Here is a 26,646-nt window from a genome sequence, read left to right as displayed (position 1 = left end):
TCAAGGGGGAGTTATGGCGCATTTTATCGACCGCAGGCTCAACGGCAAAAACAAAAGCGCTGTCAATCGGCAGCGCTTCATCCGCCGCTACAAGAAGCAGATCAAACAAGCGGTCTCGGATGCTGTCTCCAAGCGCAGCATTCAGGACGTAGACAAGGGTGAGAGCATCAGCATCCCGACCAAGGATATCGGTGAACCCCATTTCCATCAGGGACAAGGGGGCAAACGGGAGATGGTGCATCCTGGCAACGATCAGTTTGTCACCGGCGACAAGATTGAACGCCCCAAGGGAGGGGGTGGCGGACAGGGTTCCGGTGAGGGACAGGCCTCCAATCAGGGGGAAGGTTCGGACGACTTCGTGTTCCAGATCTCCAAGGACGAGTATCTGGATCTGCTGTTCGAGGATCTCGAGCTGCCCCGCCTGCAAAAGACCCAGCTCAACCAGCTGATGGAGATGAAAACCTACCGGGCGGGCTACACCTCTAACGGGGTGCCCGCCAACATCAACGTGGTGCGATCCCTGCAAAACTCGCTGGCACGGCGCATGGCGCTGCAGGCGGGCAAGAAACGCCTGCTGCACGAGTTGGAGGATCGCCTGGCCCTGCTGGCTGCCGATCCCAACGAGCACTTTGCCGAGATGGCCCAGCTCGAAAAGGAGATCCGCGAGCTGAAACGGCGGATCGATGCGGTGCCCTTCATCGACACCTTCGATCTCAAATTCAACAACTTCGTCAAGCGACCGGTACCTTCCAGCCAGGCGGTGATGTTCTGCCTGATGGACGTCTCGGGTTCCATGGATCAGGCCACCAAGGAGATGGCCAAGCGCTTCTACATCCTGCTCTATCTGTTCCTGAGCAGAACTTACAAGAATGTCGAGGTGGTCTATATCCGCCACCACACCCAGGCCAAGGAGGTGGATGAACACGAGTTCTTCTACTCCCAGGAGACGGGGGGCACCATCGTCTCCAGCGCGCTCAAGATGATGAACGACATCATCAACGATCGCTATCCGGCCAACCAGTGGAACATCTATGCGGCGCAAGCGTCAGATGGCGACAACTGGGCCGATGATTCCCCCCAGTGCCGGGAGATCCTGGTGCGGGACATCATGCCGCGGGTGCGCTACTACTCCTACATCGAGATAACCACCCGTGCCCACCAGACCCTGTGGCACGAGTATGAATCGGTGGCCAGCCAGTTCCCCCACTTTGCGATGGAGCATATTCGCAAGGTCGAGGATATCTATCCGGTATTCCGGGAGCTGTTCAAGAAGCAAGCGGCGTAAGGAGGTCACATGATCGAAACCGAAAAACGAGTGACGCCACTGGATGACGGGCCGGACTGGAACTTTGATCTGCTGGAGACCTACCACCAGGAGATCGCCCGAGTCGCCAGGTTCTACAGGCTGGACACCTACCCCAACCAGATCGAGGTGATCACCGCCGAGCAGATGATGGATGCCTACTCCAGTGTCGGCATGCCCATCGGCTACCAGCACTGGTCATTCGGCAAGCGCTTCATCCACACCGAGCGCAACTACAAGCGTGGCCAGATGGGTCTTGCCTACGAGATCGTCATCAACTCGGATCCCTGCATCGCCTACCTGATGGAGGAGAACACCATGCCGATGCAGGCATTGGTGATGGCCCACGCCTGCTACGGCCACAACTCTTTTTTCAAGAACAACTACCTGTTCAAGGCGTGGACCGATGCCTCCTCCATCATCGACTACCTGCTGTTTGCCAAGAACTACATCACCCAATGCGAGGAGAAGCACGGTATCGATGCGGTGGAGCAGCTGCTCGACTCCTGCCATGCCCTGATGAACTTCGGGGTGGATCGCTACAAACGCCCCCAGAAGATCTCGATGGCGGAGGAGAAACGGCGCCAGAAGGCACGGGAAGATTATCTGCAGACCCAGGTCAACGAGCTGTGGCGCACCCTGCCCAAGCAGCACAAGAGTGCCGGGGTCGAGGACAAACGCTACCCCGCCGAGCCCCAGGAGAACATTCTCTACTTCATCGAGAAAAATGCCCCCCTGCTCGAGCCCTGGCAGCGCGAAATCGTGCGCATCGTGCGCAAGATAAGCCAATACTTCTATCCCCAGAAGCAGACCCAGGTGATGAACGAGGGGTGGGCCACCTTCTGGCACTACACCATCCTCAATCACCTCTATGACGAGGGCAAGATCAGCGATCGCTTCATGATGGAGGTGCTGCACAGCCACACCAACGTGGTCTATCAACCGGCCTACAACAGCCGCTACTACTCGGGCATCAATCCCTATGCACTGGGGTTTGCCATGTTCACGGATCTGCGCCGCATCTGCGAGCACCCGACCGAGGAGGACAGGTACTGGTTCCCGGACTACGCCGGCAGCAACTGGGTCGAGACCCTGCACTTCGCCATGCAAAACTTCAAGGACGAAAGCTTCATCAGCCAGTTCCTGAGTCCCAAGGTGATGCGGGACATGAAGCTCTTTGCCATCGATGACGACGATCTGAAGAACTACCTCAAGATCTCCGCCATCCACAATGACGAAGGCTACCGTCAGGTGCGCAACACCCTGTCGGCCCAGTACAACCTGAGCAACCTGGAACCCAACATTCAGGTCTACAACGTGGCAGTAAAAGGGGATCGCTCCCTCACCCTGCGCTATGTGCCCCACAACCGCATCCCCCTTGGCGATTCCCGCCACGAGGTGCTCAAGCATCTCCACCAGCTGTGGGGATTCGATGTGGTGCTGGAGCAGGACAATGGCGACATGCCGCCAGACATCATAGGACGCTGCCCGGAGCGCAAACCCGGGATCTGACTCATCGCCCCTCCCCAATGGCCCACCTAAGTGGGCCATTCTTTTGCCTCCTTTTTCTCCACGTCGTACCCGCCCCTGCATACCATCAGCAACGGCATAAAAAGAGGCCCGCACCTTCGGGTGCGGGCCTCTTGTCTGGTTATCGCGGGGCGCTCTATCAGTAGAAGGTCTGCTGCTCCGCGGCCATCGCCTTAAGGCGCTCACAGGGGGCGAAGCGATCGCCGTGGCGCTTCTGGTAATACTCCAACCTGCCGACCAGATGGTCGATGCCAAGAGCGTCCATATAGCGGAAAGGACCACCGAGGAAGGGCGGGAAACCGATGCCGAAGATAGCGCCAATGTCGCCATCACGGGCCGAGGCCACCACGCCGCCATCCAGGGCCATGGCCGCCTCGTTGAGCATCAGCAGCACGCAGCGCTCGGCGATCTCCTGCTTGGCCAGTTTGGCCACCGGCTTGATCCCCAGCACTCCATAGACGCTCTCGTCCACCTTCTTCTTGCCCTTGGCAGCCTTGCCGTAGAGGTAGAATCCCTTGCCGTTCTTGCGACCCTTGCGATCGTTCTCCAGCAGCTTGTCAAAGGCCTTGGGCGCCTGAAACTGCTCGCCCCCCAGCTCTTTTTCAAGGATGGGCGAGATCTTGGCTCCCACGTCGATCCCCACCTCATCAAGCAAAGTGATGGGGCCCACTGGGAAGCCAAAGTCGAGCAGAGCGCCGTCCAGTACCTCCACCGGTTCCCCTTCCAGCACCAGACGAGCCGCCTCGTTCATGTAGGGGGCCAAGATGCGGTTGACGTAGAATCCCGCCTCGTCTTTTACCACGATCGGGGTCTTGCCCTGAGCACGGGCGAAGGCCAGAGTGGTGGCCACCGTCTCGGGGCTGGTCGTAGCATGGGGAATGATCTCGGCCAGCGGCATCTTGTCCACCGGGCTGAAGTAGTGCAGCCCCACCACCCGCTCAGGGTGCGCGGCGGCGGCCGCAATCTGGTTGATGGGAAGCGACGAGGTATTGGAGGCAAACACGGTATGCTCGCCACACTCGCGCTCCACATCTTTCACCATCTGGTGTTTGAGGGAGAGATCTTCAAACACCGCCTCCACCACCATGTCGACCCGGTGGAAACCGGAGTAGTCCAGGGTGCCGGTCAGCAGGCTCATCTGTTTTTCCAGCTCGCTGCGCAGGAGTTGGCGACGCTTTAGCTTCTTGGCCAGGATGTCGTAGCTGTAGCGCATGGCATTACCGATACCGGCGTTGGCCACGTCCTTGATCCGCACCGGTACACCCGCCTTGGTGGCGGTGACAAAGGCGATGCCGCCCCCCATCAGGCCACCGCCCAGCACGGCGGTATGGCCCACCTTGCGCGGCTCGGCCCCCTGATAGGTGACCTCTTTCTTCATCTCGGTAGTGGCGAAGAAGATAGAGCGCAGAGCGGCAGATTCGCGGGTCATCACCAGCTCGCCGAAGTGGCGGGACTCGGCTGCGAGCCCTGCCTGCATCCCCTCCTCCACGCCGATGCGTACCACCTCGATGATCCGCTCGGGGGCCGGATAGTTGCCACGGGTCTTGGCCTTCACCCCTTTGCGCGCCTGATCGAACAGTACCTTGCGACCGAGCGCATTGGTTTCCAGCAGCTTGCCCTGCAGATCCCGTTTCAGCTGGTGGCGCGGCTTGCCCTTCTTGGCAAGCTTGATGGCGGCCTCAAGCAGAATGGAAGGCGGCACCACATCGTCCACCAGTCCCAGCTTTTTAGCCTGTTTGGCCCGCACCTGCTTGCCGGTCAGCATCAGATCCAGCGCCTTGGCCACCCCGATGAGACGGGGCAGACGCTGGGTTCCACCAGAGCCCGGCAGCAAGCCCAGTTGCACTTCGGGCAGACCGAGTACGGTTTTACCATGCTCAGTTACCACCCGGCCATGACAGGCCAGCGCCAACTCCAGCCCACCGCCAAGGCAGGGGCCGTGGATGGCGGCGATCACCGGAATTGTCAGGGACTCGATCTCGGCGAAGATGATCTGCCCCTCGCGGGACAGCGTCTCGGCATCCTGGGCACTGGTGCAGGCCGCCAGCATGCTGATGTCGGCCCCGGCGATGAAGGAGTCCTTCTTGCCTGAGGTGATCACCAGGCCGATCAGATCCCGGTTGCCCTTCACCTCGGCCAGCAGGTTGCGGATCTCCTCTGCAAAAGAGGCCTTCAGGGTATTCATGCTCTCGCCCGGCACATCCATGGTGAGGATGCCGATGCCATCTTTGCGTACGTCCAGTGAAAAAGTCTTCGCGCTCATCATTCAACCTCCAACACCATGGCCGCACCCAATCCGCCTGCCGCGCAGGCGGTGTTGAGCCCCAATCCCCCACCCCGACGACGCAGCTCGTGCAGCGTCTGGGTGATCATCCGCGCGCCGGTGGCGGCAAAGGGGTGACCATAGGCCAAGGAGCCGCCTAGCACGTTGAACTTCTCCATGTCCACCTCGCCAATGGCCTGATCGCGGCCCAGCTTGTCACGGGCAAACTCTTTGCTTGCAAACATCTTGAGGTTGGCAAGAGTCTGGGCGGCAAACGCTTCGTGCATGTCGATGATGGTCAGATCGGCCAAGGTGATGCCGGCGCGGTCCAGCGCCAGCGGCGTGGCATAGGAGGGCCCCATCAGCATGTCCTGCCAGACGTCGATGGCAGAAAACGCGAAACTGCGAATAAACCCTAGCGGCTCCAGGCCGAGCTCCTTGGCCCGCCCTTCGCGCATCAGCAGCACGGCTGCAGCACCGTCGGTGAGCGGGGTGGCGTTGGCGGCAGTGACGGAGCCGTGCACTCGATCAAACACCGGTTTGAGCTTGGCATAGCTTGCCAGATCAGATGCCTCGCGGATGTTGTTGTCCCGCTCCAGCGGCGACTTGTAGGGCGGTACGTGGGCAGTAAACACCTCGCCGTTCAGCTTGCCGTCGGCCCAAGCCTGCGCGGCCAGAGTATGGGAGCGATGGGCCAGCGCATCCTGCGCCTCGCGGCTGATGCCGTGGGTCTTGGCCATCTGCTCGGCGGTCTGCCCCATGGAGAGGCCGGTGGAATATTCGGCCACCGCGGGGGGCACCGGCAGCAGATCCTTGACCCGCAACTGGCGCAGAATGTTGAAGCGCTGCTGCAGATTGCGCGCCTTGTTGAGATCCACCAGGGCGCGAGCCAGCTTCTTGCTCACCCCGATGGGCAGCACGGAGGAGGAGTCAGCGCCGCCGGCAATGGCGATATCGGCCATGCCCGCCATGATGGACTCGGTGACATTGGCCACCGCCTGGAAACTGGTGGCGCAGGCACGGGAGACGCTATAGGCATCCGTGGTCACGCTCATGCCGGTACCGAGTACGATCTCGCGAGCGATGTTGGGGGCTTCCGGCATCTGCACCACCTGGCCGAACACCAGCTGATCGATAAGCTTGGGATCGAGATCGGTACGGGCGAGCATCTCGCTCACCACCAGTTTGCCGAGATCCACCGCAGGCACGCCGTGATAGGCAGTCGCCTGCTTGGCAAAAGGGGTTCGCAGACCCGCCACGACGGCAATCCGTTCGCCCTGGCGAGTCGTCAGTTTCAATGGCTGTTTCATCCTGGCTCCTTGGGTTATAAGGCAGAGGTCTGACCTCATTGCGCCACATCTTAACAATCCAATCACAAGTTTCATACAGCTGATTGAAACTAAATTGAGCGCAACTCGGCCCCCTGGCTCGCCCTCGCGGGTCAACTGGAGTATAAACAGATCAACTTCCATAAAAACAACGGGTTTATCGCATGGCTGTGGCCGAATTCAGACAATTGAGGGACTATTTGAGCAGCCAGATCCTGGGACAGGATGAGCTGATTGAAGGCTTGCTGATCGCCCTGCTATGTGAAGGACATGTGTTAATCGAAGGGGCCCCCGGTCTTGCCAAGACCCGGGCGGTCAAAGCGCTGGCCGGCGCCGTCGAGGGACGCTTCGCCCGCATCCAGTTCACTCCGGATCTGCTGCCAGCCGATCTCACCGGTAGCGAGGTGTTTCATCCCCAGGATGCCAGCTTCGTGTTCCAACCCGGCCCCCTCTTCAACCACCTTATTCTCGCCGACGAGATTAACCGAGCCCCGGCCAAGGTGCAGTCCGCGTTGCTGGAGGCGATGGCCGAACACCAGATCACGGTGGGCAAGAAGAGCTGGCGCCTGCCGCCCCTCTTTATGGTGGCAGCAACCCAAAACCCCATCGAGCAGGAGGGCACCTACCCTCTGCCGGAGGCCCAGCTCGATCGTTTCCTGCTCAAGCTGATGGTTGATTACCCGAGCCCCGCCATGGAGCTCGCCATTTTGCAGCTCAACGCCAAAGGCGAGCAGCTGGCCGCCGCCCCCGTGACCCTGAGTCAGGCCACCTTGCAGAGTGCCCGCAGCGAGGTGCTGGCCGTGACGATGCAAGAACGCCTCGCCCATTATCTGGTGGCGCTGGTGTGTGCCACACGCCCGGGCTGCGGGCTGTGCCCCGCTCTCGAGCCCCTCATCGCCGTCGGTGCCAGCCCCAGAGCCTCACTGGCCCTGGCCCGCTCGGCCCGTGCCCGAGCCTGGCTCGCAGGACGAGACTATGTGGTGCCGGAAGATATCCAGCTGCAGACCTATCCTGTACTGCGCCATCGCCTCATTCCCAGCTATCAAGCCCTGGCGGACAACCTGGACAATGACACCCTGATCGCCCGCTTGCTGGATCTGGTGCCATGCCCCTAGATCCTTGCCAGCATCCCGATATCGCGCTGGAGTTGCCTCGCCTGATCAATATACGACTGTGGGCGAAAGCGCAGCGCAAGGCTGGTAGAAGCAGTGCCGAGCGAGGCAAGCCGGGCCGCTCCCCGGGCCTCACTTTCAGGGAGCTGCGCGCCTATCAGGCCGGTGACGAGGTGCGCCACATCGACTGGCGGGTCACCGCCCGGCTCGGGCGACCCTATACCCGCCTCTATAGTGAAGAGCAGGATCAGGCCCACTGGCTGCTGCTCGATCTCTCCCCCGCCATGTATTTCGGCTCCACGCAGCAACTCAAGGCACGTCTGGGATGCGAGCTGGCCGCCGCCCTGATCTGGCAAGGGGAACAGCAACACAACACCTTGATCTGCCACGGTGCCGAACCCCATCGCCTAAGCCAGCGCGGCAGCGTTATCCCCTTGCTCGAATCCCTCTGTCATCACTACCGTCTCGGCCTGATGCGCCGCGACCCGGCGCCCTCCCTCGCCCAGACCCTGGCCAGACTGACCCTGCCCCACGGAGCCAGACTAACCCTGATCACGGATCACAGACCCTGTGATGGCGCCCTGTATCAACAGTTGCAGCTTTTGTCCCGTCGCCACGATATTCACTACTGGCAGATCCGCGACCCTCTGGAGGCCGATCTGCCCGCGCACGGTCAACTTCCTGTCGCCATCGAGCGCCCGCCCCGGCACTATCAGGGCTGGCTGGATGGCCAGCATGCCGGCTTTGTCAGGCGCTACCAACAGACGGCCCAGCAACAGCTTGCCCATGGCAGGCAGCAACTGTTGCCGCTGGTGCAGCGCCTTTATCTGCTCGACAACGGCCAGACGCTGCAGCAACAGTGGCAGGAGGGGTTATGTCATCAGGGATAAATGCGACAGCAAAGCTGGAGTTGGCCAGCCCCGCTTCGGATGTCATCACACCGCCGCTAAGCTCGCTGATGAGGGACATACACCCGGGCCCCGAGATCGCCGAGCAGAGCCTGGATCCCAGGCTTCAAGGGCTATTGTGGCTACTGATCGGTGCAACATTGCTCTGGCTGATCATCCGTTTCACTCTGATGGTGCTGGGATACCGGCGCTGGTGTCGCCAGTTTGATGGGGACCCCCAGCAACTGGTGCCCCGACTTCAGGAGGCCCTGCGCCATGAGGCGCTGCAGCGCTGGCCCGAGGCTCGCCAGCTGCATGGCGAGGCGTGGCTCGCCTTTGTCGATCGCCATGGCGGGAGCGATTTTTGCCAGTTTGCAGATCAATGGAGCGGCTGGCTCTATGGCAACCAGTCACCCACCCGCGAGCAGCGTGCCCGGCTTGAGCAAGCCTATCGCCGCTGGGGGCGCACCGTTTTTTTGCGCCAACCACTGCTGGCAACAAGACGCGCTCGCCGGAGGCAGTCATGACCCTCGCCTGGCCCTGGTTTGCCCTGGCACTGGTGCTGCCCCTGCTGGTGCGCTTTGGCCTGCCTTCCCTGAAGAGGGGTCATCTGCACCATCCCGGCTTTCCCCTGCTGCGTCCCCACGGTGGCTTGCCCTTATGGCGCGCCCTGCTCATCTGGTGCTCCCTGATCCTCGCCCTCTGCCGCCCCCAATGGTGGGGAGAGCCTATCGTGCGTTATCAGGAGAGCCGCGATCTGCTGCTGGCGGTGGATCTCTCCGACAGCATGCGCACCCCCGACATGCTCGATCGCGGCGAACAGTTGGCACGTCTGACGGCGGTGCGCCAGCAGATCAAGCAGCTGATCGCCGCCCGTGCCGGAGACAGGCTCGGGCTTATCGTCTTTGCTGATCACGCCTACCTGCTCTCACCCCTGACCCGGGAGATCCCCGCCCTGCTGACCTTGAGTGACGAGCTCGACTTTGATCTGGTGGGGCGTACTACGGCCCTCGGTGAAGCCATCCTGCTGGCTCGCCAGCACGCCGACCCAGCCCACCCCGGCGCCCTGCTGCTGGTGACCGATGGGCGCAATACCGCAGGCAGCGCCGATCCTCTGCAGGAGGCCCGCCTCGCCGCTGCGAGCGGCATGCGGATCTACACCCTGGGGGTTGGCGCCGATCCGGATACCTTCGTCCTGCCTTACGATCAGCTGGGCACCGGCCAGGCCGATCCCAGCAGTGAGCTGGATGAGCCCCTGCTCAAGGCGCTAGCCGAGGTGGGCCACGGGCGCTACTTTCGGGCACGCACCCAGGCCGATCTTGAGGCTATCAACGACGCCCTCAATCAACTGGAGCCCACCGCCCGGCCAAGTGCGCACCATCAACCGATCACCGAACTTTATCCCTGGCCACTGGCGCTGGTGTGCGCCCTCTTGCTGCTCCCCACCAACGGAAAAGGCGCGCTTCCTGGTGGCTGGCGCGCTCTGCTGGCAAGAAGGGTTCGCCGATGGAGCTGATCCTGCTGCGACCATGGTGGCTACTTGCCCTGATCCCCTGGCTCTGGCAAGGGTGGCGACGCCATTGCCAGCCCCCCCTGCTGGCGCCAGCCATGCAGGCCTATCTGCTGCCTGCCACCCGGCCATCTCGCCCCTGGCGCTGGCTGGCAACCTTGCCCGTTATCCTGGCACTGAGCGGGCCGGCTCTGCGCGGTGAGCTGCAACAACAACCCGCCGCTCCCCTCGATATCTGGCTGCTCGATCTCTCCCGCTCCATGGAGGCCACCGATCTCAAACCTGATCGGGCCACCCGGGTCAGGTGGCAGTTGCAACAGCTGCTCGCCAGCGCCCAAGGGGCGCGCATCGCCCTCATCCTCTATGCCGGGGATGCCTATCTCGCCATGCCGCCGACCCGGGATCATCAGGCGCTCTCCCTGCTGCTGCCCGACTTGCGCCCCGCCATCATGCCGCTGCAGGGCAGCAACCCGGCACGGGCCGTCGCCCTGGCCATGAAACAGATTGCCCCCGGCGAACAGGCCCGGCTGCTGCTCATCACCGATGATCTAAGCGCCAAACAGATAGCGCAGATTGGCAAGCTGTGGCCCTGCCAGCAGACCCTGTTTTGCCACGACAATGCCCCAGCGCGGCTCGATATCCTGCTCGCCAGCAGCGGCCAGGCGGCAAATATGCCTCCCATCCCGGCCGGTGAACTTGGTTTTGCGCACCAGCCCCCCCGTTTACCGGCACCGGACGGCCATGCCATCGAGGCCCTGGCGAGCCGCCTTGGCGGTTCACTGCAGTGGCTTGACGGCGCCCCTCCCCGTTTTGCGCCGCTGCCGGCCACCAGCTCGGCCCTGACGCCAGCCCCCCTCGATCTCGGTCTCTGGTTGCTGATCCCGCTGCTGCTGCTCGCCCTGCTCGCCAGAGTGGGGGCCTATATGATGGTGCCGCTGCTGCTTGGCTGGCCACTGTTGCAGTCACCGCCGGCACAGGCGAACGAGCTCACCGAACAACAAGCCCTTGCCGCCTATCAGCGAGGAGATTTTGAGGACGCGGCCCTGGCCTTCGATAACCCCATCTGGCGCGGCAACGCCTGGTATCGGGCAGGCAAGTTCCGTCAGGCGATCGCAGCCTATCAGGAAAATGACAGCGCCACCGCCCACTACAACCGGGGCAATGCTCTGGTACAGCTCGGGGAACTGGGCAGCGCCAAAGAGGCTTATCTGGCTGCTCTTGCGCAAGAACCTGGCCATGAAGATGCCCTCTATAACCTCTCCTTGCTGCAGGGCCAGGCGGCATCCGCGCCTGAGAGGACCGACACGGCGCCTCTCCCGTCGCCCTCTTCTCCCCAAAGCGAACCGACCCCCTTGCCCCCCGCCCCGCCGGTGGTACTGCTTGAACAGCGTCTTCGCAAGGAGGCGCTCAGGCGGGAGCTTATCAAGGTGGAGGCGCCCTGGTGAGATACCTGGTGCTGATCCTCGCGTTGCTGGCCTTCCCCTGCTGGGCCTTGCCACCTCGGGTCGAGTTGTTGCCGGGCGCCACTGCGGCGGACTGGCTATTGATCATTGAGGCAGATGGCGAGCGCGATAGCCGCGAGCTGGAGATAGCCCCGCTGCTGCGCCAGTTTGCAGTGGGCAGGGTCACCATGAGTCGAGTCACGACGCCGGTGCAGCAGCTGACCCGCTGGCAGATCCCCCTGCACCTCGGCCAGGTGCACGATGGAACAGCTGACCTCATCATTCCCTCCCTCAAGCTGGGTGATGAGATGACCCAACCCCTCCATTTTCGCCCGCAGCAGGTGGCAAAAATCGCACCACCTCCAGCACCAGCACCAGCACCAGCACCAGCACCAGCACCAGCGCCGATGGAAATGCAGGCCCGCCTGCTGCATCAAGGACCCCTCTATCCCGGTCAGCCGGTCATTTACCAACTCACCCTCTGGCTCCCCGCCAATCTGCAACACCCGGGGTTGAGCGAGCTGACCTCTCCCCATTTCATCATTCGCCGCCTTGGCGATGACGAGTGGATAGCCCCCGCACAGGGGGGATTGCCCGGCAGGCTCACCCGCAGCTGGCTGATCCAGGCCAGGGAGCCGGGACAGTGGCAATTGGAGTCTCCCCGCTTGCAGGGCCAGTTGCCCCGGCAAGAGGACGGGCCGGATCGGCTCTCCGCCAGAGCGGCGCCGCTTCAGGTTCGGGTGGACAAGGCTCCCGCCACGCTCGTGGCCAGCGCTCTGACCTTGCGCCAGCGCATCGAGCCCGCCAGCGAAGGGCCTCTGGGAGAACCGCTGATCCGCATCCTGACCCTGACGCTGGAAAATGGCGACAGCAGTCAGGTACAGCTGGCTCCTCTCATGGCAAGTCGCCTCCCTGACGGTTTGCAGGCCCATCCTGACGGGGAGCGGCAAGATGAACGCTACCGCGACAATGCCCTGCACATCGAGCGAGAGTGGCGGCAAACTCTGTCAACCCAAGAGGCCGGTACCTACCTGCTGCCGCCCATCGAGTTGAGCTGGTTCAACACTCAAACGGGCAAAATTGAGCAACTATCCCTGCCAGCCACCCGCCTCAGCTTCCAGCCCACAACGGGCCATGAAGCAGAGCAGAGCGCATCACGAGAAGTCGCCGCAGACAGCCTCTGGTGGGTGTTGCTGGCGTTGGGGCTGCGCATGGTCTGGCGTCGTTGGCCACGCTGGCGGGCTTTCTATTACCTGCAGCGGGCACTCTGCCTGCACCGGCCCGATGCCAGCCGAAAAGCGCTCATCCATTGGGCCTCCCTGCGCTGGCAGGGCACCTATTATGAATTAGGCCAGTTGCAGCGAGCTCGGCATAATCATGTCGGCGCGCATCTAGAAGATCTCGAGCGAGTCTGTTTTTCCAGCCAGCCAACTGATCCGCTCCCCCGCTGGCAACAGCTCGCCGACACGCTAAGGCCCCATGAAACCATCGGGATCGCACACCTCATCTGCCTGCTGGCGCACCTGAGTGCTCGCTCCCGCGCATCGGCCCCCTGACAAGGAGTGCTTAATGGCATTGCTGTTTTTCAGAAAAAAACACGCTCAGCACCATATTGGAGGAAATGATCCGGCCAGTGCGCCGGTCTATGACCATATGGCTGACAAACAAACCAAATTTGAAGCACTGGTCCATGCCCTGCACGGGGATCTCTACCGTTACGCCTACTGGCTGACCCGGGATCCGGCGGTGGCGGAAGACTTGGTGCAAGAGACCTTCCTGCGCGCCTGGAAGGCCATCGACACCTTGCTCGATGACAAGGCAGCCAAGAGCTGGCTGATCACCATACTGAGGCGAGAGAACGCCCGCCGTTTCGAGCGTAAACAGTTCGATCTGGTGGATCTGGATGAACATCCCCAAAGTCACCCGGATGCCCTGCACAGCGAACAGGAGATGGAACACGAGTGGCTACGCCGCCATATCGGCCGCCTGCCCGAGGAGTACCAGGAACCCCTGCTGCTGCAAGTGGTGGGGGGATTCAGTGGTGACGAAATTGCCGAGATGCTCGGCCTCAACAAAAACACCGTCATGACCAGATTGTTTCGAGCCCGCAACCAGATCAAAGAGGCGATGGAACAGAAGAAACCAGCAAGAGGACACGGACATGGATGAACTCGAATTTCGCCGCAACGCCATGATCCAGCCCCATGATCAGCAGCCGGATTTTCTCGAGGCGGCTAATGCCAATCCGGCCAATCGCCAATATCTGGACGAGATGAAGCGGCTCGATCGTTCGCTCCATCAGGCCATGGAGGTCGACGTCCCAGCCGGACTCGCCCAGCGGATCCTGTTAAAACAGGCCTTGCTGAGAGAAGAAGATGAAGCCCGGCAACCGGCTCATCCCGTGGGGAACCTGCCCACGGCAACATCAGGTACTGCCAGGACCAATTGGCGCCAGCTGGCCATGGCCGCCTCCGTCGCCTTCCTGCTTGGACTCAGCACGCGCTGGATAACCCTGCCCCAGGCTCCGGCCACGACCCAGTCCCTCGCCCAGGTGGCGATGGCCCATGTCTATGGGGAAGCACCTTTTATCAAGGGAGTCGACGAGCGGGTCAACCTGCAAAACATCAACGCCAAGATGGAGAAATATGGCGCCACCTTAAGCGGGATGGACGGGCTCAAGGTGACCTATGTCAACCATTGCTCTTTTTATCAGGGGCCCGCGCTGCACATGGTGATCCAGGGCAAGATGGGACCGGTCACCCTGTTTCTGGTACCCAAACACGTGCCCTTGACCCTGCAACCCAACTTTGAGGATGGCACCCTCAAGGGTGAAATAGTGCCGCTGCGGGGTGCCAACATGGTGCTGATTGGTGACATGCAAGAGCCCCTTGCGCCAGTTGCCGACACCCTGGAGTCACGTCTGCACTGGTCCATTTAACAAAACCGGTCGATACCCATATTCACAGGCAGTCTGGCTCGCCCAGCTGCCTGTTCAACTCAAGTTCCCCCCTCTTTTTCCGCCAGATGTCGCACGTTATCCCATTTTTCAAAAAAATATTTTTGTGAGCCAGATCGGTTAATTTGCTCTAAAAATGGCCTTCTACCCCCGAAATTGATGAATTAAACAGCCAAATAAAACAAATGATTAACACCTTGGTCACTTTTATGTATTCTGCTGTCACTGGTCTGATTTCTTACCTCCTACCAGATCCATAGAATCACGCCAGCATTGATTGGGAAGAAGCTGAAATAACAACGGATTTTGTCGAGGTCTGCAGTGAACATGCAGCCAAGTATCGGCAAAAAAATCTGCCTACAAGAGAGAACACCATGACCACAACAGTTTTCAAGAAGAGCCTGATTGCAGCCACTATTGCCCTGGCCACCAGCCAGGTTCATGCTGCTGCGTTCCAGCTGAACGAGCACTCCGCCTCCGGTCTGGGCCGTGCCTATGCCGGTGAAGCGGCCATTGCCGACAACGCCGCCGTGCTGGCCCGCAACCCGGCAGCAATGACAACCTTCGACAAGATGGCCGTTTCCGTCTCCGGCACCTATATCAAGCCGGATGTGGATGTAGAGGGGCAAACCTCCGGCAATTTGACTTTGCCAACTGGCACGTCGGTTCCCAACTACTTCAACCGTAGCGCCTCTGAATCCAATATCGCGCCCGCCGCTTTTGTTCCGGCCTCCTACTTCATTCAGCCACTGAATGATCAGTGGGCCTGGGGTATCGGCCTCTTCTCCAACTACGGCCTCTCTACCGAATATGAGAAGAACTTTGCCGCGGGTTCCGGTGCCGGTGATACCGAACTGTTGACCCTCAATATCAACCCGAATATTGCCTACCGCATCAACGAGCAGTTCAGCATTGGTGCCGGCATCAATGCCGTGTATGCAGAAGCCGAGCTGAACCGCTATGCCGGTGTACTGGCACCCGTTTTGTCTCAAAAAACAGGGAAAGTACACTCCGCCGACACCAAGATTGCGGGACTTAAAGGTGACACATGGGGTTTTGGCTGGAACGTAGGCGCCCTTTATGAAGTCAACGATGACCATCGTTTCGCACTGACTTATCGTTCCCAGGTCGATCTCAGCTTTGATGGCGATTTCAATGGTACCAGCTCTAATTACAAGACTGTTGACGGCAACCTGAAGCTGGATCTGCCGGCACAGGCCGAGTTCGCCGGCTACCACCGCCTTAACCAGCAGTTTGCCGTTCACTACTCCGTCAACTGGACCGACTGGAGCGCCTTCCAGGAGCTGAAAGCCACCAGCAACCAGTGTGCTGGCGGTGTCTGCCTGCAAAAAGACGAGAAGTTCAAGGACTCCACTCGTTACTCCATCGGCGGTACCTGGTATATCAACCCGGCTTGGGAAGCGCGTCTGGGCTTCGCCTACGACAACAGCCCGATCGAACCTGAATACCGCAGCCTGAGTATCCCTGACTCTGACCGTGTCTGGTACAGCGCCGGTGCTACCTACCACATTAACCCGGATATGAGCGTCGACTTCGGCATGGCCTATCTGGACGGGAAAGAAGTTGATGTTAACGAAGGTTTGGTCACCCACAGTGGCACTGTCAACAATCCTCGCTGGCAAGGTACCTCCCACGGCAACGCCTTCCTGGCATCTGCCCAGTTCAACATGAAGTTCTGATTGTTGAGCAATATAAAAGAGCGCCGCAAGGCGCTCTTTTTTTATGCAACATCTGCTTCTCGGCGTACAGCTGTAGCACACACATGTTCACTTTTCTTTTTTAATCAAACTATTAGAGCGCTCTCTCCCAGTATTTAATCCCGTTTTCACCCTCTGTGTGCCTCTGTGGTTGCCTTACTGGTCATACCATATAAAATCCTGCCTCCATTCATATGGCCTACTGAACATTCGGTTCATACCCAAGGATTTTGTCATGCAATCCATCATCAAACCGTCCGCCATCGCCCTGTTGGTGATCGCGGGTCAAACCCATGCCGCCGGATTCCAGCTGGCCGAGCAATCTGCCACCGGCCTCGGCCGCGCATTCGCCGGTGAAGCCGCCATTGCCGACAACGCCTCCGTATTGGGCCGCAACCCGGGTGCCATTACCCGCTTCAAACAGACCGCCTTCTCCGGCGGCTTCATCTATATTCGCCCCCAGGTCGATATCGAGGGGCGTGTGAGCGATAAGTTCGTGACCCCAGTGGGTAGCCTGCCCACCGGCAACAAGTCCGCCGACGCCAGCGACGTGGCGGGCGATGCCTGGGTGCCCAACCTCTATGTCGTCACTCCCCTGAATGAACGGCTCAGTCTGGGGCTCTCCCTCTCCTCCCAATACGGGCTCGGGATCGAGATGCCAAAAGGGTACAGCGCCGGCCACTTTGGCAATGTGTCCGATATCAAGACAGTCGAGCTCGGCACGGCCCTGGCCTATCAGTTCACCCCCTTCTTCTCCGCAGGCATGGGACTTTCCCTTATTCGTGGCGAGGGGGAAGTAGGTGGCACTTTCCCCCACCAGGACAAGATCGCCAAGCATCTCGAAGGCACTGGGAACGAGCTTGGCTGGAATATCGGTGTGCTGCTCACCCCAAGCGAGCGGACCCGTATCGGTCTCACCTATCGCAACGGGGTCGATCTCAAGCTCAAGGGGGATGCCGTCGGGGTCGATGGCCAGGGACAGACGTTCAAAGATACTGGCAATCTGGTACTGCCACTGCCTGCCACCGCCGAACTTGCCCTCTTCCAGCAGCTCACAGACAAGCTCGCGCTCCATGGCAGCGTCAACTGGACTAACTGGAACAAGTTTGTCGGTCTGGATGCCAGCCTGGATCATCAGGGGCCGATGCACATCAAAGATGAAAACTGGCAGGACAGCTGGCGCTATGCGCTCGGCATGACCTATCAAGTGGCGCCCAAGTGGCAACTGCGCTCAGGCATTGCCTACGATGAGAGTCCGGTCCCTGCGGCCAACCGCACCATTTCCATCCCCGACTCGGATCGCATCTGGTACAGCCTGGGAGTGGGATATCAGTACAGCAAAGCGCTCTCGGTCGATGTGGGCGTCACCCTGATCGATGGCAAAAAAGTGGGGGTACATGAATCCTTCACGCAACCGGTTCGCCTGCCCAACGGCATCCCGGCCCACTACCAGTCCAATTTTGACGGCACTTCGGAAGGGGATGCCTGGCTGGCCGGTGCCCAGCTGAGCTATCTCTTCTAACTCGTTCTTCTTGCAAACAAACACTATGCCAGTCATTGACTCAGCGAGCCGGGTCAATACTGGCATAGTGCCGCGCTACACCATAGAATCAAGCCAGTACCCATATCGGAGCCAGGCATGTATTCCTACGTAGCTAGACAGCCGATCCTCGACAAGGATCTCAATACCCATGCCTATGAATTGCTCTTTCGCGATAGCCTGAACAATGTCTTCCCCAGCATCTCCTCCCAGCAGGCAACATCACGCCTGGTGGTGGAGCAATTTTTGCAGCAAAACATCGATCAATTGCTGGGAGGCCGACCCTGCTTCATCAACTTCCCTCACTCCCTGTTGCTGGATGGTCTGGCGGAATGCCTCCCTCCCGACAAGGTGGTGATTGAAATCCTGGAAGATGCGGCGCCGGATGATGCCCTGCTGGAGAAGGTCAAACAGCTGCATACACAGGGCTACCAGCTGGCGCTGGATGACTTCACCCTGTCGCCGGAGTGGGAGCGTTTCCTCCCCTTTATCCACATCATCAAATTTGATCTCAGGGCAACCTCCCTGTTCCAGATCAAGGTGTTCATTCAACGTCACAAAAGCCTCAACCTCACCTATCTGGCGGAAAAGGTGGAGGACAAGGCCGAATTCGAACGGATGAAGAAACTGGGCATCCAACTGTTTCAGGGGTTTTTCTTCAGCCGCCCCGAACTGGTCAAGCAGGCGACCATGGAGCCGACCCAGGTAGTGGTCATGCAGCTGCTCAACGTGGTCAATCAGGCAGAGCCCGACATCAACCGGATTGAGCAGCTGCTGAGTCAGGACGTGGCCCTCTCCCTCAAGTTGCTGCGTTATGTCAATCATCTCAAGGGGCGTACCAATCCCATCTCTTCCTTTCGCCAGGCGGCCATCTACCTTGGCAACACCCAGCTAAAGCGCTTTGTCTCCCTGGTCGCTGCCACCAGCGCAGGTAAAGGCAAGAGTGCCGAGCTCTATCAGATGTCCCTGATCCGGGCCCGTTTCTGCGAATTGCTTGCCCATGTCCATGCTCCCGCCCAGCAGGAACCACAGGCCTTCATCACCGGGCTCTTCTCGCTGCTGGATGTGTTGATGGAACAACCGATGGACAAGCTGCTGGGTACCATTCCGCTCGCCGAAGAAATCCGGTTGGCCCTGCTGGAGCGCAAGGGCAAGCTGGGTTTCTACCTCGCATTTTGTGAAGAGTACGAAAGCGCCAACTGGACACAAGTCTCAGCCAGAACGGCCAGACTGGGGCTGAGCGAAGACAAAATCAGCCACCTCTATCTGGCCGCCACCACCTGGGTCAACGAACAGTTCCAGGCGATGACGGCAACCGACTAGTCGATCTCGACCGCCATCGCGGTCGCCTCCCCGCCCCCGATACAGAGCGCAGCCACCCCGCGTCGCAAACCCCGTTGACGAAGCGCCGCGATCAGGGTCACCAGCACACGGGCGCCGCTCGCTCCCAGCGGGTGGCCCAGGGCGCAGGCGCCACCGTGCACATTGACCTTGTGATGGGGAATATTGCATCCGGCCATCGCCAGCATGGTGACCATGGCGAAGGCTTCGTTGATCTCGAACAGGTCGACCTCCTCCACCGACCAGTCGAGTTTGGCCAGCAGACGAGAGATGGCGCCGATAGGCGCCGAAGTAAACTCCGCCGGCAACGCGGCATGGCTCTGATAACCCACGATCCGGGCCAGCACCGGGATCTGGCGCGTTCGCGCCAGCTCGGGCGCCATCAGGATCAAGGCGGCGGCCCCATCGGAAATGGAACTGGCGTTGGCCGCCGTGATGGTTCCCTCCTTGCCGAAGGCCGGCTTGAGCGTGGGGATCTTGTCAGGTCGCCCTTTACCCGGCTGCTCGTCTTCGGCAAGCAACAACTGCTCGCCCCGATAGACGGGGGCCAGCTCGGCGGCAAAGAGTCCTTCCTGCTGGGCCTGACGCGCCCGTTGCAGCGAGGCAAGGGCAAATTCATCCATGGCCACCCGGGTCAGCCCCGCCTGATCGGCGCTGTGCTGGGCGTGGATCCCCATCAACTGGCCATCATAGGCATCCTGCAGCCCGTCGAGGAACAGGTGATCGAGCACGGTTTGATGTCCCATGCGAAAGCCGCTGCGCGCTTTGTCCAGCAGATAGGGGGCACGACTCATGCTCTCCATGCCGCCGGCCACCACGACCCGGTTATCCCCGAGCCGGATGCTGTCTGCGGCCAGCATCACCGCCTTCATGCCGGAGCCACACACCTTGTTGATGGTCGTGGCGGGGACCGCAAGAGGCAGACCAGCCTTGAGCGTCGCCTGCCTCGCCGGCGCCTGGCCGACACCAGCCCCGAGCACATTGCCAAAATACACCTCATCGACCTGCTCCGGGGACAAGCCGCTCTGCACCAGGGCCGCCTGAATGGCACAAGCCCCCAGCTCCGGGGCCGACACCTCTGCCAATGCCCCTTGAAAGGCTCCCATGGGCGTTCGTTTTGCCGCTACGATTGCAATATCCATTTGCTGCTCTCTCCTTGTTGGATGGTCCTAACATATGTGCTCTGGCGCCATGGAACAAGAGTTGCAGTGCAGTTTACGTTTAGGTAAGGTGCCCTCAGGATCGTTTGCCAAGATAGCCATATGAATAAAACCAAGGATGAGAGCCGGCGTTACAGCATCAGTGAGCTGGCCCGGGAATTTGATGTAACGACTCGCAGTATCCGCTTCTATGAAGATCAGGGCTTGCTTAACCCCGCCAGAGAGGGGCAGACCCGTATCTACAGCAAACAGGACAGGGTGCGCCTCAAACTCACTCTACGCGGTAAACGGCTGGGGTTCAGCCTGGCTGAGATCCGCGAACTGTTTGATCTCTATGATGCCGACAAGAGCAGCCGGACCCAGTTGCAAACCATGCTCGAACTGGTGGCGGAGAGAAGGGAAACCTTGCAGCAGCAGATGGAAGACATCCGGGTCGTGCTGCTGGAGCTTGAGGCCGCCGAGCAGCGCTGTCAGCAGGCGCTGAACCAGATGAAATAAAAAGGGATTTATCCTGAACGCGCACTGGCAAGTGCCAACCGGAGAACGCCGGATAGCAAAAAGCCACTCCTGAGAGTGGCTTTTTCTTCAACTGGACAGTTAGCGATTAAACGCGAACGAAGTCCAGATGAACCAGCTTGTAACGTACCGGGTGACGCTGGATAGCTTTCACTTTTACGTTAACTTCTTCGCCGTTGATCACCAGAGTCAGTACGGACTCATAGAATTCCGGCTTTTCTTGGGCCAGGATGAATTTCTTGTGGTCAACAGTGATGGACTGAGCTTCTTTGCCTGCACCGTAAACGATGGCAGGAACTTGGTCAGCATGACGCAGGCGGCGGCTCGCACCTTTCCCCAGGTCAGAACGGACTTCAGCTTGGAATACGAAAGACATAGTAAGTATCTCTTTTAGATGAATGTATGGTGTTGACTGCGACCGGTCAGCACCTCGCAAAACGAGCGCGAATACTACCACGGGCCAATATCGGATACAAGGCGCGTACTTCTCTATTTAATTGCCCTGCTCCAGCCTGGCAAACTGCTGCTGACGCTGGCCCGGGCTCAGGGCATCAAACTGCGCCAGCGTCTCGGCGCGGGGGCAATAGAGCGCATCCCCGGTTTTGACCCGAATGCCGTTGCCAAGTCGGGAGCGATTGTCCGCCGCCAGCGCCAACAGGTAGCTGTAAGTGTCCGCCCCGATGCGATTGGCGAGCTGATTGGCGATACGCCACAGGGTCTCACCGGCAGCCACCCTGTGACACAGAGCCCGCCCATCCCCAGCCGCCGGTTCGACATCGTATTGATAGGAGGGCGGCGACATCCCTTCGGCCAACACCATGCCGGCTCCTGCCATCGTCCGGACGTTCATCCCCAGTTGTGCCAGCAGAGGCTCAGCCCCCTCCTCCCGCCCGCGCAGCGCCCGTTCATTGCGCGCCAGCTCCGGCATGCGGAACTCGGCGATAAAGGGAACCAGGGCATCATCCTCACGCGGTGACGCAGCTACCAGGGTGGTCGCAGGCGCCGTGGTCACGCCCTGATTGGGGGCAACCCCGTAGGCCATTTCGTCGATGCGCCTGAGCCTCGCCAGATAGGCCTTGGAGAGTTCGGCCTCCCCTTCGAACAGATCGAACGGTGGTACCAGCCTGGCAGGAAAGAGGATCTGCCAGCGCCCGTTTTTCTGCCTTTGCGCCAGCGGTGGAAACTGGTTGCCATGCCAGGCCACGAACATGGCGGGGGGCGTGCGCCCCAGCGGATAATATTCCGGGTTCAACTGTACCCAAGTTTGTTCGGCAATAGGCTGGTAACCGCTGATCACCACCTGCGCCACACTCAACCAGATCCCCAGCATCCTGCCTCCCAGTCTGGTTTGGCAACGGGGCGGCCAATCCTGCCCCTCCCCTTGTCAACGACACATATCATCTTGTTAATTCAGACAAATAGCAGCTTAGCACTGGGCGATGGCGTTTAGCACCCGTTTATCGGAGACCGGATAGGGGGTCCCCAGATTCTGGGCAAAGAACGACACCCGCAGTTCCTCGATCATCCAGCGGATGTTGGCCACCTCGGTGGGCACCAGTTGGGATTTCGGGATCTTGGCCAGCAGCGCCTTGTACTCCGACTCCACGCTGTGCACCTTGAGCATGTAGACCCGATCCCGGTTGGGATCGATGGCGAGCTTCTCCAGGCGCCGCTCGATGGCGCGCAGGTAGCGCAAGAGGTCCGGCAGCCGCAGCCAGCCGGTCTCGGTCACGAACCCCTTGTGAATGAGGTTGCCGAGCTGCTGCTGGATGTCGGACATGGCAAAGGCGGTGTCGAGCTGCATCTTGCCCTTGAGCCGTTTCTTGATCTCATGGGAGAGGGTCAGCACGGCTTCCACCTGTTTGGCCACTTCCACCACCGCATCGTTGAGCTCGGCGCGGACATACTCCTTGAGCGCCTCGAAACCGGCTTCATCCCAGGCCATGCCGCCGTGCTGCTCAATCAGCTTGTCGCAGCCGCAAGCGATGCAGTCATCGATCAGCTCCGCTACCTTGCCAAAGGGGTTGAAATAGAGCCCCAGCTTGGCCTTGTTGGGCAACTTCTCCTGCAGGTACCTGATGGGAGATGGCACATTGAGCAGCACCAGCCGGCGCTGGCCTGCCCACATCAGCTGCTGCTGCACCGCCGGGCTCTCCACCAGCTGGATGGCGACCGAATCCTTCTGATCCACTAACGCCGGATAGGCCTTCACCTCGAAACCGCTGCGCTTTTGGCTGTACTCCTTCGGCAGCTCGCCAAAGCTCCAGAGGGTGAGGCCGGACTGCTCGATGTCATCGTCCGCCACTTGCGACAGGGTCTCCTGCACCTTGCCGCGCAGGGACTCTTTCAATGCCTCCAGGTCTTTGCCTTCCGCCACCTTCTTGTGCTTGTCGTCCACCACCCGGAAGGTGAGTTTCAGGTGATCGGGCACCGCGGTCCAATCCCAAGATTCGCGAGGCACGGTCACGCCGGTCATGCGCCGCAGCTGGCGCTCCATCTCGTCCAAGAGCGGCCCCTGCTCGGGATTGATGCTGGCAAGCAGGGCATCGGCATAGTTGGGCGCCGGTACGAAGTTCTTGCGCATCGGCTTTGGCATCGACTTGATGAGGGCCACCAAGAGCTCGTGACGCAGCCCCGGGATCAGCCACTCGAACCCCTTCACCTCCACCTGGTTGAGCAGCGGCAGCGGGATATGCAGGGTCACGCCATCGGCGGCCTCCCCCGGTTCGAACTGGTAAGTCAATTTGAGCTTGAGGCGCCCCTGCTGCCAGAAGTTGGGGTAGTCGAGATCGCTGATGTGGGCCGCGTCCCCCTTCATCAGCATCTCTTTTTCGAAGTTGAGCAGCTCGGGATCCTGCTTCTGCGCCTCCTTCCACCACTTGTCAAAGTGACGGGTAGAGATAATTTCTTCCGGCAGGCGGGCATCGTAGAAGCGGAACAGATCCTCGTCATCCACCAGGATGTCGCGCCGGCGCGACTTGTGCTCCAGCGCCTCCACCTCGGCCAGGAGCTTGCGATTGTCGCTGAAGAAGCGATGGCGAGTCTCGAAATCCCCTTCCACCAGGGCGCAGCGGATAAACAGCTCGCGACACAGGGCCGGATCGATGCGGCTGAAGTTGATGGTGCGCTCGGCAACCAGGGTCAGGCCATAGAGAGTCACCTTCTCCTTGGCCATGACGGCGCCGTTTTTCTTCGACCAGTGGGGATCGCTGTGGTGCAGCTTGATGAGGTGGCCCGCCAGCGGCTCCACCCACTCGGGTTCAATCTTGGCGTTGATGCGGGCGTAGAGACGCGACGTCTCCACCAATTCTGCGGCCATCACCCACTTGGGCGGTTTCTTGAACAGGCCCGAGGCCGGGAACAGATGGAAACGGCCGTTGCGGGCACCCAAAAACTCCGGCTTCTCCAGATCCTTGTTGCCGATATGGCTCAAAAGACCGGTCAACAGGGCACAGTGCACCGTCTTGAAATCCGCCGGCTCTGCATTGGCCTTGAAGCCAAGCTCTTTGACCGTCTGGCGCAGCTGGAAGTGGATGTCCTGCCACTCACGCACCCGCAGGTAGGAGAGAAACTCCTTCTGGCACATGCGGCGGAACGGATTGCTGCCAAGGGCATCCTGCTGCTCTTTCAGGTAATTCCAGAGATTCACAAAGGCGAGGAAGTCGGAATCCTTGTCTTCAAAGCGTCTGTGCTGCTCGTCGGCGGCCTGTTTTTTCTCCATGGGCCGCTCGCGGGGATCCTGAATGCTGAGGGCGGCGGTGATCACCATCACCTCGCTCAGACAGCCTGTTTGCGCGGCGCTGATCACCATCTTCGCCAGGCGCGGATCAAGAGGAATGCGCGAGAGCTGGCGACCGGTCTCGGTCAGCTGCAATTTTGCCTCACGATCGCCGGTGGCAGGCAGCTCGCGCACCGCCTCCAGCTCTTTCAAGAGGGTCAAACCGTCCTTGATATGGCGCGACTCCGGCGGCTCGACGAAGGGGAAGGCTTCCATGTTGCCAAGGCCGAGCGCCAGCATCTGCAGGATGACGGAAGCCAGGTTGGTGCGCAGGATCTCGGGGTCGGTAAAGGCCGGACGGCCGTTGAAATCCTCCTCGGAGTAGAGGCGGATACAGATGCCGTCCGCCACCCGGCCGCAGCGGCCTTTACGCTGGTTGGCGCTGGCCTGGGAGACCGGCTCGATGGGCAGACGCTGTACCTTGGTGCGCCAGGAGTAGCGGCTGATACGGGCAGTACCCGGATCAATCACGTAACGGATGCCTGGCACGGTGAGAGAGGTCTCCGCCACGTTGGTGGCGAGCACGATGCGCCGCCCGGCGTGGGGCTGGAACACCTTGTTCTGCTCGGCGTTGGAGAGGCGGGCGTAGAGCGGCAGCACCTCGGTATCGCGCAAGTTGAGCTTGCGCAGGGCATCGGCAGTATCGCGGATCTCCCGCTCGCCGTTCATGAAGATGAGGATGTCCCCCAGCCCTTCGCGAGCCAGCTCCTCCACTGCATCGAAGATCCCCTGCAGCTCGTCGCGCTCTTCAAGCCCTTCGCTCTTGTCACTGCTCTTTTTATCAACAAACAGTGGGCGGTAGCGCACCTCCACCGGGTAGGTGCGCCCTGACACCTCGATCACCGGCGCCTTGTTGAAGTGGCGGGAGAAACGCTGTGGGTCTATGGTGGCCGAAGTGATGATGACCTTCAGATCGGGGCGCCTCGGCAGCAGCTGCTTCAAGTAACCCAGGATGAAGTCGATGTTGAGGCTGCGCTCGTGGGCCTCGTCGATGATGATGGTGTCGTACTGGGTGAGCATCCGGTCGTTCTGGATCTCCGCCAGCAGGATACCGTCGGTCATCAGCTTGATGTGGGTCTGCTCGCTCACCTGATCGGTAAAACGCACCTTGTAGCCCACGTAGTGGCCAAGCTCGGACTCCATCTCCTCGGCGATGCGGGCCGCCACGGTGCGGGCCGCCAGACGCCGCGGCTGGGTGTGGCCGATAAAGCCTTTCACCCCGCGCCCCAGCGCCAGGCAGATCTTGGGGATCTGGGTGGTTTTGCCCGAGCCGGTTTCGCCGGCGATGATCACCACTTGATGCTCTTCAATGGCTTTGGCGATCTCCGCCTGCTTCTGGCTGACCGGCAGGTTGTCCGGGTAGGTGACCCTGGGCACACCGGCCAGACGGGATTGATAACGCGCCTCGGCCACATCCAGGTCGGCGGCAATGGTCTCGAGCACGGCGGCCTGCTTGGCTTCCGGCAGCTTCTTGGCCCCGTGCAGACGGCTGGAGAGACGGCGGGCGTCGAGGTTCATGCAGGCAGATAGACGGCGGCGCAGCGCCTCGATAGAGAGAGACAAGGTACGAATTCCTTAAAAGAGTGCCCATCAAGGGCCATATCGATAGCTGGGGGTGATCCTAAAGAGCGGGAATGAGTGGTGCAAGCCTTTCAGTATCTGGCGTTAATGGTTCAAGGCTAACTGCCCAAAAATGGCCGCAAGCCAAGGGCAATCCATATCAGAGACAAAAAAGCAGGCCAGCGGCCTGCTTTTGAGATAGTCACGTGCAGCGGCTTAGCCGTGCGCATGATGAACGAAGCAGGTTGTCAGCTGGGCATGGATAGCCTGCATCACGTTGTGGCGGTTGATCACCCCCACCAGATGCCCCTCCTCCACCACCGGATAGATCTTGGGTTTTTGCCCCATCATCATCTCTGCCAGCGCCAGAATGCTGGTATCCGGCCCAACCGTCAGCACCTCCTTGCGCATCACATCCTTGACCTGGGCTACCTGCTCGCAGTGATAGGCTTCCCTGAGCATGACGGCGATGCAATCCTGCTCGGAGATCCAGCCGATCAGGTGCCCCTTGTCATCGACAACCGGCCCTCCCAACTGGTGGCTGTTCAAGAATTTCTCCACGGCCGCTTGCACCATCATGTCCGCCTTGAAGGTGATCGGCCTGTTTTGCATATAGTCCCTGGCTTTTAGCGATTCCATATCCATTCCCCCAATCGGCGCCTTGCGCGCAGATACCGGCACTATGCACGGCTTATACCAAGC

21 protein-coding genes are annotated in these 26,646 nt (G+C 60.3%); 14 read left to right on the top strand and 7 right to left on the bottom strand.

Annotation, left to right across the window (positions count from 1 at the left end):
- Positions 1 to 13: 13 nt before the first annotated feature.
- Together I6L37_RS15310 and I6L37_RS15305 are read left to right on the top strand one after the other, a co-directional pair.
- On the top strand, positions 14 to 1,285 hold the full coding sequence (locus I6L37_RS15310; RefSeq protein ID WP_042026298.1) for a YeaH/YhbH family protein: 1,272 nt from the start codon (positions 14 to 16) through the stop codon (positions 1,283 to 1,285).
- A 9-nt stretch (positions 1,286 to 1,294) separates the two neighbouring features.
- Entirely contained in the window at positions 1,295 to 2,815 is a 1,521-nt protein-coding gene (locus I6L37_RS15305) for a SpoVR family protein (protein ID WP_042069440.1), read from the top strand.
- A gap of 157 nt (positions 2,816 to 2,972) precedes the next feature.
- Here the strand turns inward: I6L37_RS15305 and fadJ are convergent, their stop codons facing one another.
- Complete coding sequence (fadJ, locus tag I6L37_RS15300) at positions 2,973 to 5,096, bottom strand: fatty acid oxidation complex subunit alpha FadJ (RefSeq protein WP_216994181.1); 2,124 nt, start codon at positions 5,094 to 5,096, stop codon at positions 2,973 to 2,975.
- The gene (gene fadI / locus I6L37_RS15295) at positions 5,096 to 6,406 is read right to left on the bottom strand and encodes an acetyl-CoA C-acyltransferase FadI (RefSeq protein ID WP_216992293.1); all 1,311 of its coding nucleotides are present in this window, start codon (positions 6,404 to 6,406) and stop codon (positions 5,096 to 5,098) included. The genes fadJ and fadI overlap by 1 nt, the downstream gene beginning before the upstream one ends.
- A 182-nt stretch (positions 6,407 to 6,588) precedes the next feature.
- On the opposite strand from fadI, the gene I6L37_RS15290 reads away from it, so the two are divergent.
- The 11 genes from I6L37_RS15290 (at position 6,589) to I6L37_RS15240 (ending at position 18,912) form a co-directional block, all read left to right on the top strand.
- Complete coding sequence (locus I6L37_RS15290) at positions 6,589 to 7,539, top strand: MoxR family ATPase (RefSeq protein WP_216992292.1); 951 nt, start codon at positions 6,589 to 6,591, stop codon at positions 7,537 to 7,539.
- Entirely contained in the window at positions 7,530 to 8,426 is an 897-nt protein-coding gene (locus I6L37_RS15285) for a DUF58 domain-containing protein (RefSeq protein ID WP_216992291.1), read from the top strand. The genes I6L37_RS15290 and I6L37_RS15285 overlap by 10 nt, the downstream gene beginning before the upstream one ends.
- Positions 8,411 to 8,950: a DUF4381 domain-containing protein gene (locus I6L37_RS15280; protein ID WP_216992290.1), complete on the top strand. Its 540-nt coding sequence runs from the start codon at positions 8,411 to 8,413 to the stop codon at positions 8,948 to 8,950. Before I6L37_RS15285 ends, I6L37_RS15280 begins: the two co-directional genes overlap by 16 nt.
- Positions 8,947 to 9,939, top strand: a complete 993-nt coding sequence (locus I6L37_RS15275; RefSeq protein WP_216992289.1) for a VWA domain-containing protein — start codon at positions 8,947 to 8,949, stop codon at positions 9,937 to 9,939. Before I6L37_RS15280 ends, I6L37_RS15275 begins: the two co-directional genes overlap by 4 nt.
- A complete protein-coding gene (locus I6L37_RS15270) occupies positions 9,930 to 11,378 on the top strand; it encodes a VWA domain-containing protein (RefSeq protein ID WP_216992288.1) in 1,449 nt (482 codons plus the stop codon). Before I6L37_RS15275 ends, I6L37_RS15270 begins: the two co-directional genes overlap by 10 nt.
- Complete coding sequence (locus I6L37_RS15265) at positions 11,375 to 12,931, top strand: hypothetical protein (protein ID WP_254203495.1); 1,557 nt, start codon at positions 11,375 to 11,377, stop codon at positions 12,929 to 12,931. The genes I6L37_RS15270 and I6L37_RS15265 overlap by 4 nt, the downstream gene beginning before the upstream one ends.
- A 13-nt stretch (positions 12,932 to 12,944) precedes the next feature.
- Entirely contained in the window at positions 12,945 to 13,544 is a 600-nt protein-coding gene (locus I6L37_RS15260) for a sigma-70 family RNA polymerase sigma factor (protein WP_216992287.1), read from the top strand.
- Positions 13,537 to 14,313, top strand: a complete 777-nt coding sequence (locus I6L37_RS15255) for a DUF3379 domain-containing protein (protein ID WP_216992286.1) — start codon at positions 13,537 to 13,539, stop codon at positions 14,311 to 14,313. The genes I6L37_RS15260 and I6L37_RS15255 overlap by 8 nt, the downstream gene beginning before the upstream one ends.
- A gap of 392 nt (positions 14,314 to 14,705) precedes the next feature.
- On the top strand, positions 14,706 to 16,031 hold the full coding sequence (locus tag I6L37_RS15250) for an outer membrane protein transport protein (protein WP_042026315.1): 1,326 nt from the start codon (positions 14,706 to 14,708) through the stop codon (positions 16,029 to 16,031).
- 253 nt (positions 16,032 to 16,284) lie between these two features.
- Entirely contained in the window at positions 16,285 to 17,571 is a 1,287-nt protein-coding gene (locus tag I6L37_RS15245; protein ID WP_216992285.1) for an outer membrane protein transport protein, read from the top strand.
- Positions 17,572 to 17,688: 117 nt separating this feature from the next.
- The gene (locus I6L37_RS15240; protein WP_216992284.1) at positions 17,689 to 18,912 is read left to right on the top strand and encodes an EAL and HDOD domain-containing protein; all 1,224 of its coding nucleotides are present in this window, start codon (positions 17,689 to 17,691) and stop codon (positions 18,910 to 18,912) included.
- On the opposite strand, the gene I6L37_RS15235 is transcribed toward I6L37_RS15240, so the two are convergent.
- Positions 18,909 to 20,072 carry a thiolase family protein gene (locus I6L37_RS15235; protein WP_216992283.1) on the bottom strand — a complete coding sequence of 388 codons (1,164 nt, stop codon included), beginning with the start codon at positions 20,070 to 20,072 and terminating at the stop codon, positions 18,909 to 18,911. The genes I6L37_RS15240 and I6L37_RS15235 overlap by 4 nt on opposite strands.
- 120 nt (positions 20,073 to 20,192) lie before the next feature.
- Between I6L37_RS15235 and I6L37_RS15230 the strand changes: the two genes are divergently transcribed.
- Entirely contained in the window at positions 20,193 to 20,588 is a 396-nt protein-coding gene (locus tag I6L37_RS15230; protein ID WP_042026319.1) for a MerR family DNA-binding transcriptional regulator, read from the top strand.
- A gap of 106 nt (positions 20,589 to 20,694) precedes the next feature.
- Here I6L37_RS15230 and rplY read toward each other — a convergent pair whose 3' ends face one another.
- From rplY to I6L37_RS15210, 4 genes are all read right to left on the bottom strand, one after another.
- Positions 20,695 to 20,982, bottom strand: coding sequence for a 50S ribosomal protein L25 (gene rplY / locus I6L37_RS15225; RefSeq protein WP_024945378.1), 288 nt, complete (start codon positions 20,980 to 20,982; stop codon positions 20,695 to 20,697).
- 117 nt (positions 20,983 to 21,099) lie between these two features.
- Positions 21,100 to 21,936 carry a hypothetical protein gene (locus tag I6L37_RS15220; protein ID WP_216992282.1) on the bottom strand — a complete coding sequence of 279 codons (837 nt, stop codon included), beginning with the start codon at positions 21,934 to 21,936 and terminating at the stop codon, positions 21,100 to 21,102.
- Between the two features lie 96 nt (positions 21,937 to 22,032).
- Positions 22,033 to 25,947 (bottom strand): ATP-dependent RNA helicase HrpA, encoded by a 3,915-nt coding sequence (gene hrpA, locus I6L37_RS15215; protein ID WP_216992281.1) that lies wholly within the window; start codon positions 25,945 to 25,947, stop codon positions 22,033 to 22,035.
- 213 nt (positions 25,948 to 26,160) lie between these two features.
- Positions 26,161 to 26,583, bottom strand: coding sequence for a CBS domain-containing protein (locus I6L37_RS15210; RefSeq protein WP_042026485.1), 423 nt, complete (start codon positions 26,581 to 26,583; stop codon positions 26,161 to 26,163).
- Positions 26,584 to 26,646: the final 63 nt, after the last annotated feature.

It is taken from the genome of Aeromonas sp. FDAARGOS 1407, from assembly GCF_019048725.1.
Classification (GTDB): domain Bacteria; phylum Pseudomonadota; class Gammaproteobacteria; order Enterobacterales; family Aeromonadaceae; genus Aeromonas; species Aeromonas enteropelogenes.
The sequence above is the reverse complement of the archived record's forward strand: the minus strand, read 5'-3'. Positions and strand labels throughout refer to the sequence as shown.

What these genes read in the sequence shown, in the direction of transcription:
- rplY (WP_024945378.1), bottom strand. Translation starts at nt 20,982, where the DNA reads ATGTCTTTCGTATTCCAAGCTGAAGTCCGTTCTGACCTGGGGAAAGGT.
- I6L37_RS15255 (WP_216992286.1), top strand. Translation starts at nt 13,537, where the DNA reads ATGGATGAACTCGAATTTCGCCGCAACGCCATGATCCAGCCCCATGAT.
- I6L37_RS15240 (WP_216992284.1), top strand. Translation starts at nt 17,689, where the DNA reads ATGTATTCCTACGTAGCTAGACAGCCGATCCTCGACAAGGATCTCAAT.
- I6L37_RS15285 (WP_216992291.1), top strand. Translation starts at nt 7,530, where the DNA reads ATGCCCCTAGATCCTTGCCAGCATCCCGATATCGCGCTGGAGTTGCCT.
- I6L37_RS15235 (WP_216992283.1), bottom strand. Translation starts at nt 20,072, where the DNA reads ATGGATATTGCAATCGTAGCGGCAAAACGAACGCCCATGGGAGCCTTT.
- I6L37_RS15310 (WP_042026298.1), top strand. Translation starts at nt 14, where the DNA reads ATGGCGCATTTTATCGACCGCAGGCTCAACGGCAAAAACAAAAGCGCT.
- I6L37_RS15210 (WP_042026485.1), bottom strand. Translation starts at nt 26,583, where the DNA reads ATGGAATCGCTAAAAGCCAGGGACTATATGCAAAACAGGCCGATCACC.
- I6L37_RS15275 (WP_216992289.1), top strand. Translation starts at nt 8,947, where the DNA reads ATGACCCTCGCCTGGCCCTGGTTTGCCCTGGCACTGGTGCTGCCCCTG.
- I6L37_RS15220 (WP_216992282.1), bottom strand. Translation starts at nt 21,936, where the DNA reads ATGCTGGGGATCTGGTTGAGTGTGGCGCAGGTGGTGATCAGCGGTTAC.
- I6L37_RS15260 (WP_216992287.1), top strand. Translation starts at nt 12,945, where the DNA reads ATGGCATTGCTGTTTTTCAGAAAAAAACACGCTCAGCACCATATTGGA.
- fadI (WP_216992293.1), bottom strand. Translation starts at nt 6,406, where the DNA reads ATGAAACAGCCATTGAAACTGACGACTCGCCAGGGCGAACGGATTGCC.
- I6L37_RS15230 (WP_042026319.1), top strand. Translation starts at nt 20,193, where the DNA reads ATGAATAAAACCAAGGATGAGAGCCGGCGTTACAGCATCAGTGAGCTG.
- I6L37_RS15245 (WP_216992285.1), top strand. Translation starts at nt 16,285, where the DNA reads ATGCAATCCATCATCAAACCGTCCGCCATCGCCCTGTTGGTGATCGCG.
- I6L37_RS15305 (WP_042069440.1), top strand. Translation starts at nt 1,295, where the DNA reads ATGATCGAAACCGAAAAACGAGTGACGCCACTGGATGACGGGCCGGAC.
- fadJ (WP_216994181.1), bottom strand. Translation starts at nt 5,096, where the DNA reads ATGAGCGCGAAGACTTTTTCACTGGACGTACGCAAAGATGGCATCGGC.
- I6L37_RS15270 (WP_216992288.1), top strand. Translation starts at nt 9,930, where the DNA reads ATGGAGCTGATCCTGCTGCGACCATGGTGGCTACTTGCCCTGATCCCC.
- I6L37_RS15290 (WP_216992292.1), top strand. Translation starts at nt 6,589, where the DNA reads ATGGCTGTGGCCGAATTCAGACAATTGAGGGACTATTTGAGCAGCCAG.
- I6L37_RS15280 (WP_216992290.1), top strand. Translation starts at nt 8,411, where the DNA reads ATGTCATCAGGGATAAATGCGACAGCAAAGCTGGAGTTGGCCAGCCCC.
- I6L37_RS15250 (WP_042026315.1), top strand. Translation starts at nt 14,706, where the DNA reads ATGACCACAACAGTTTTCAAGAAGAGCCTGATTGCAGCCACTATTGCC.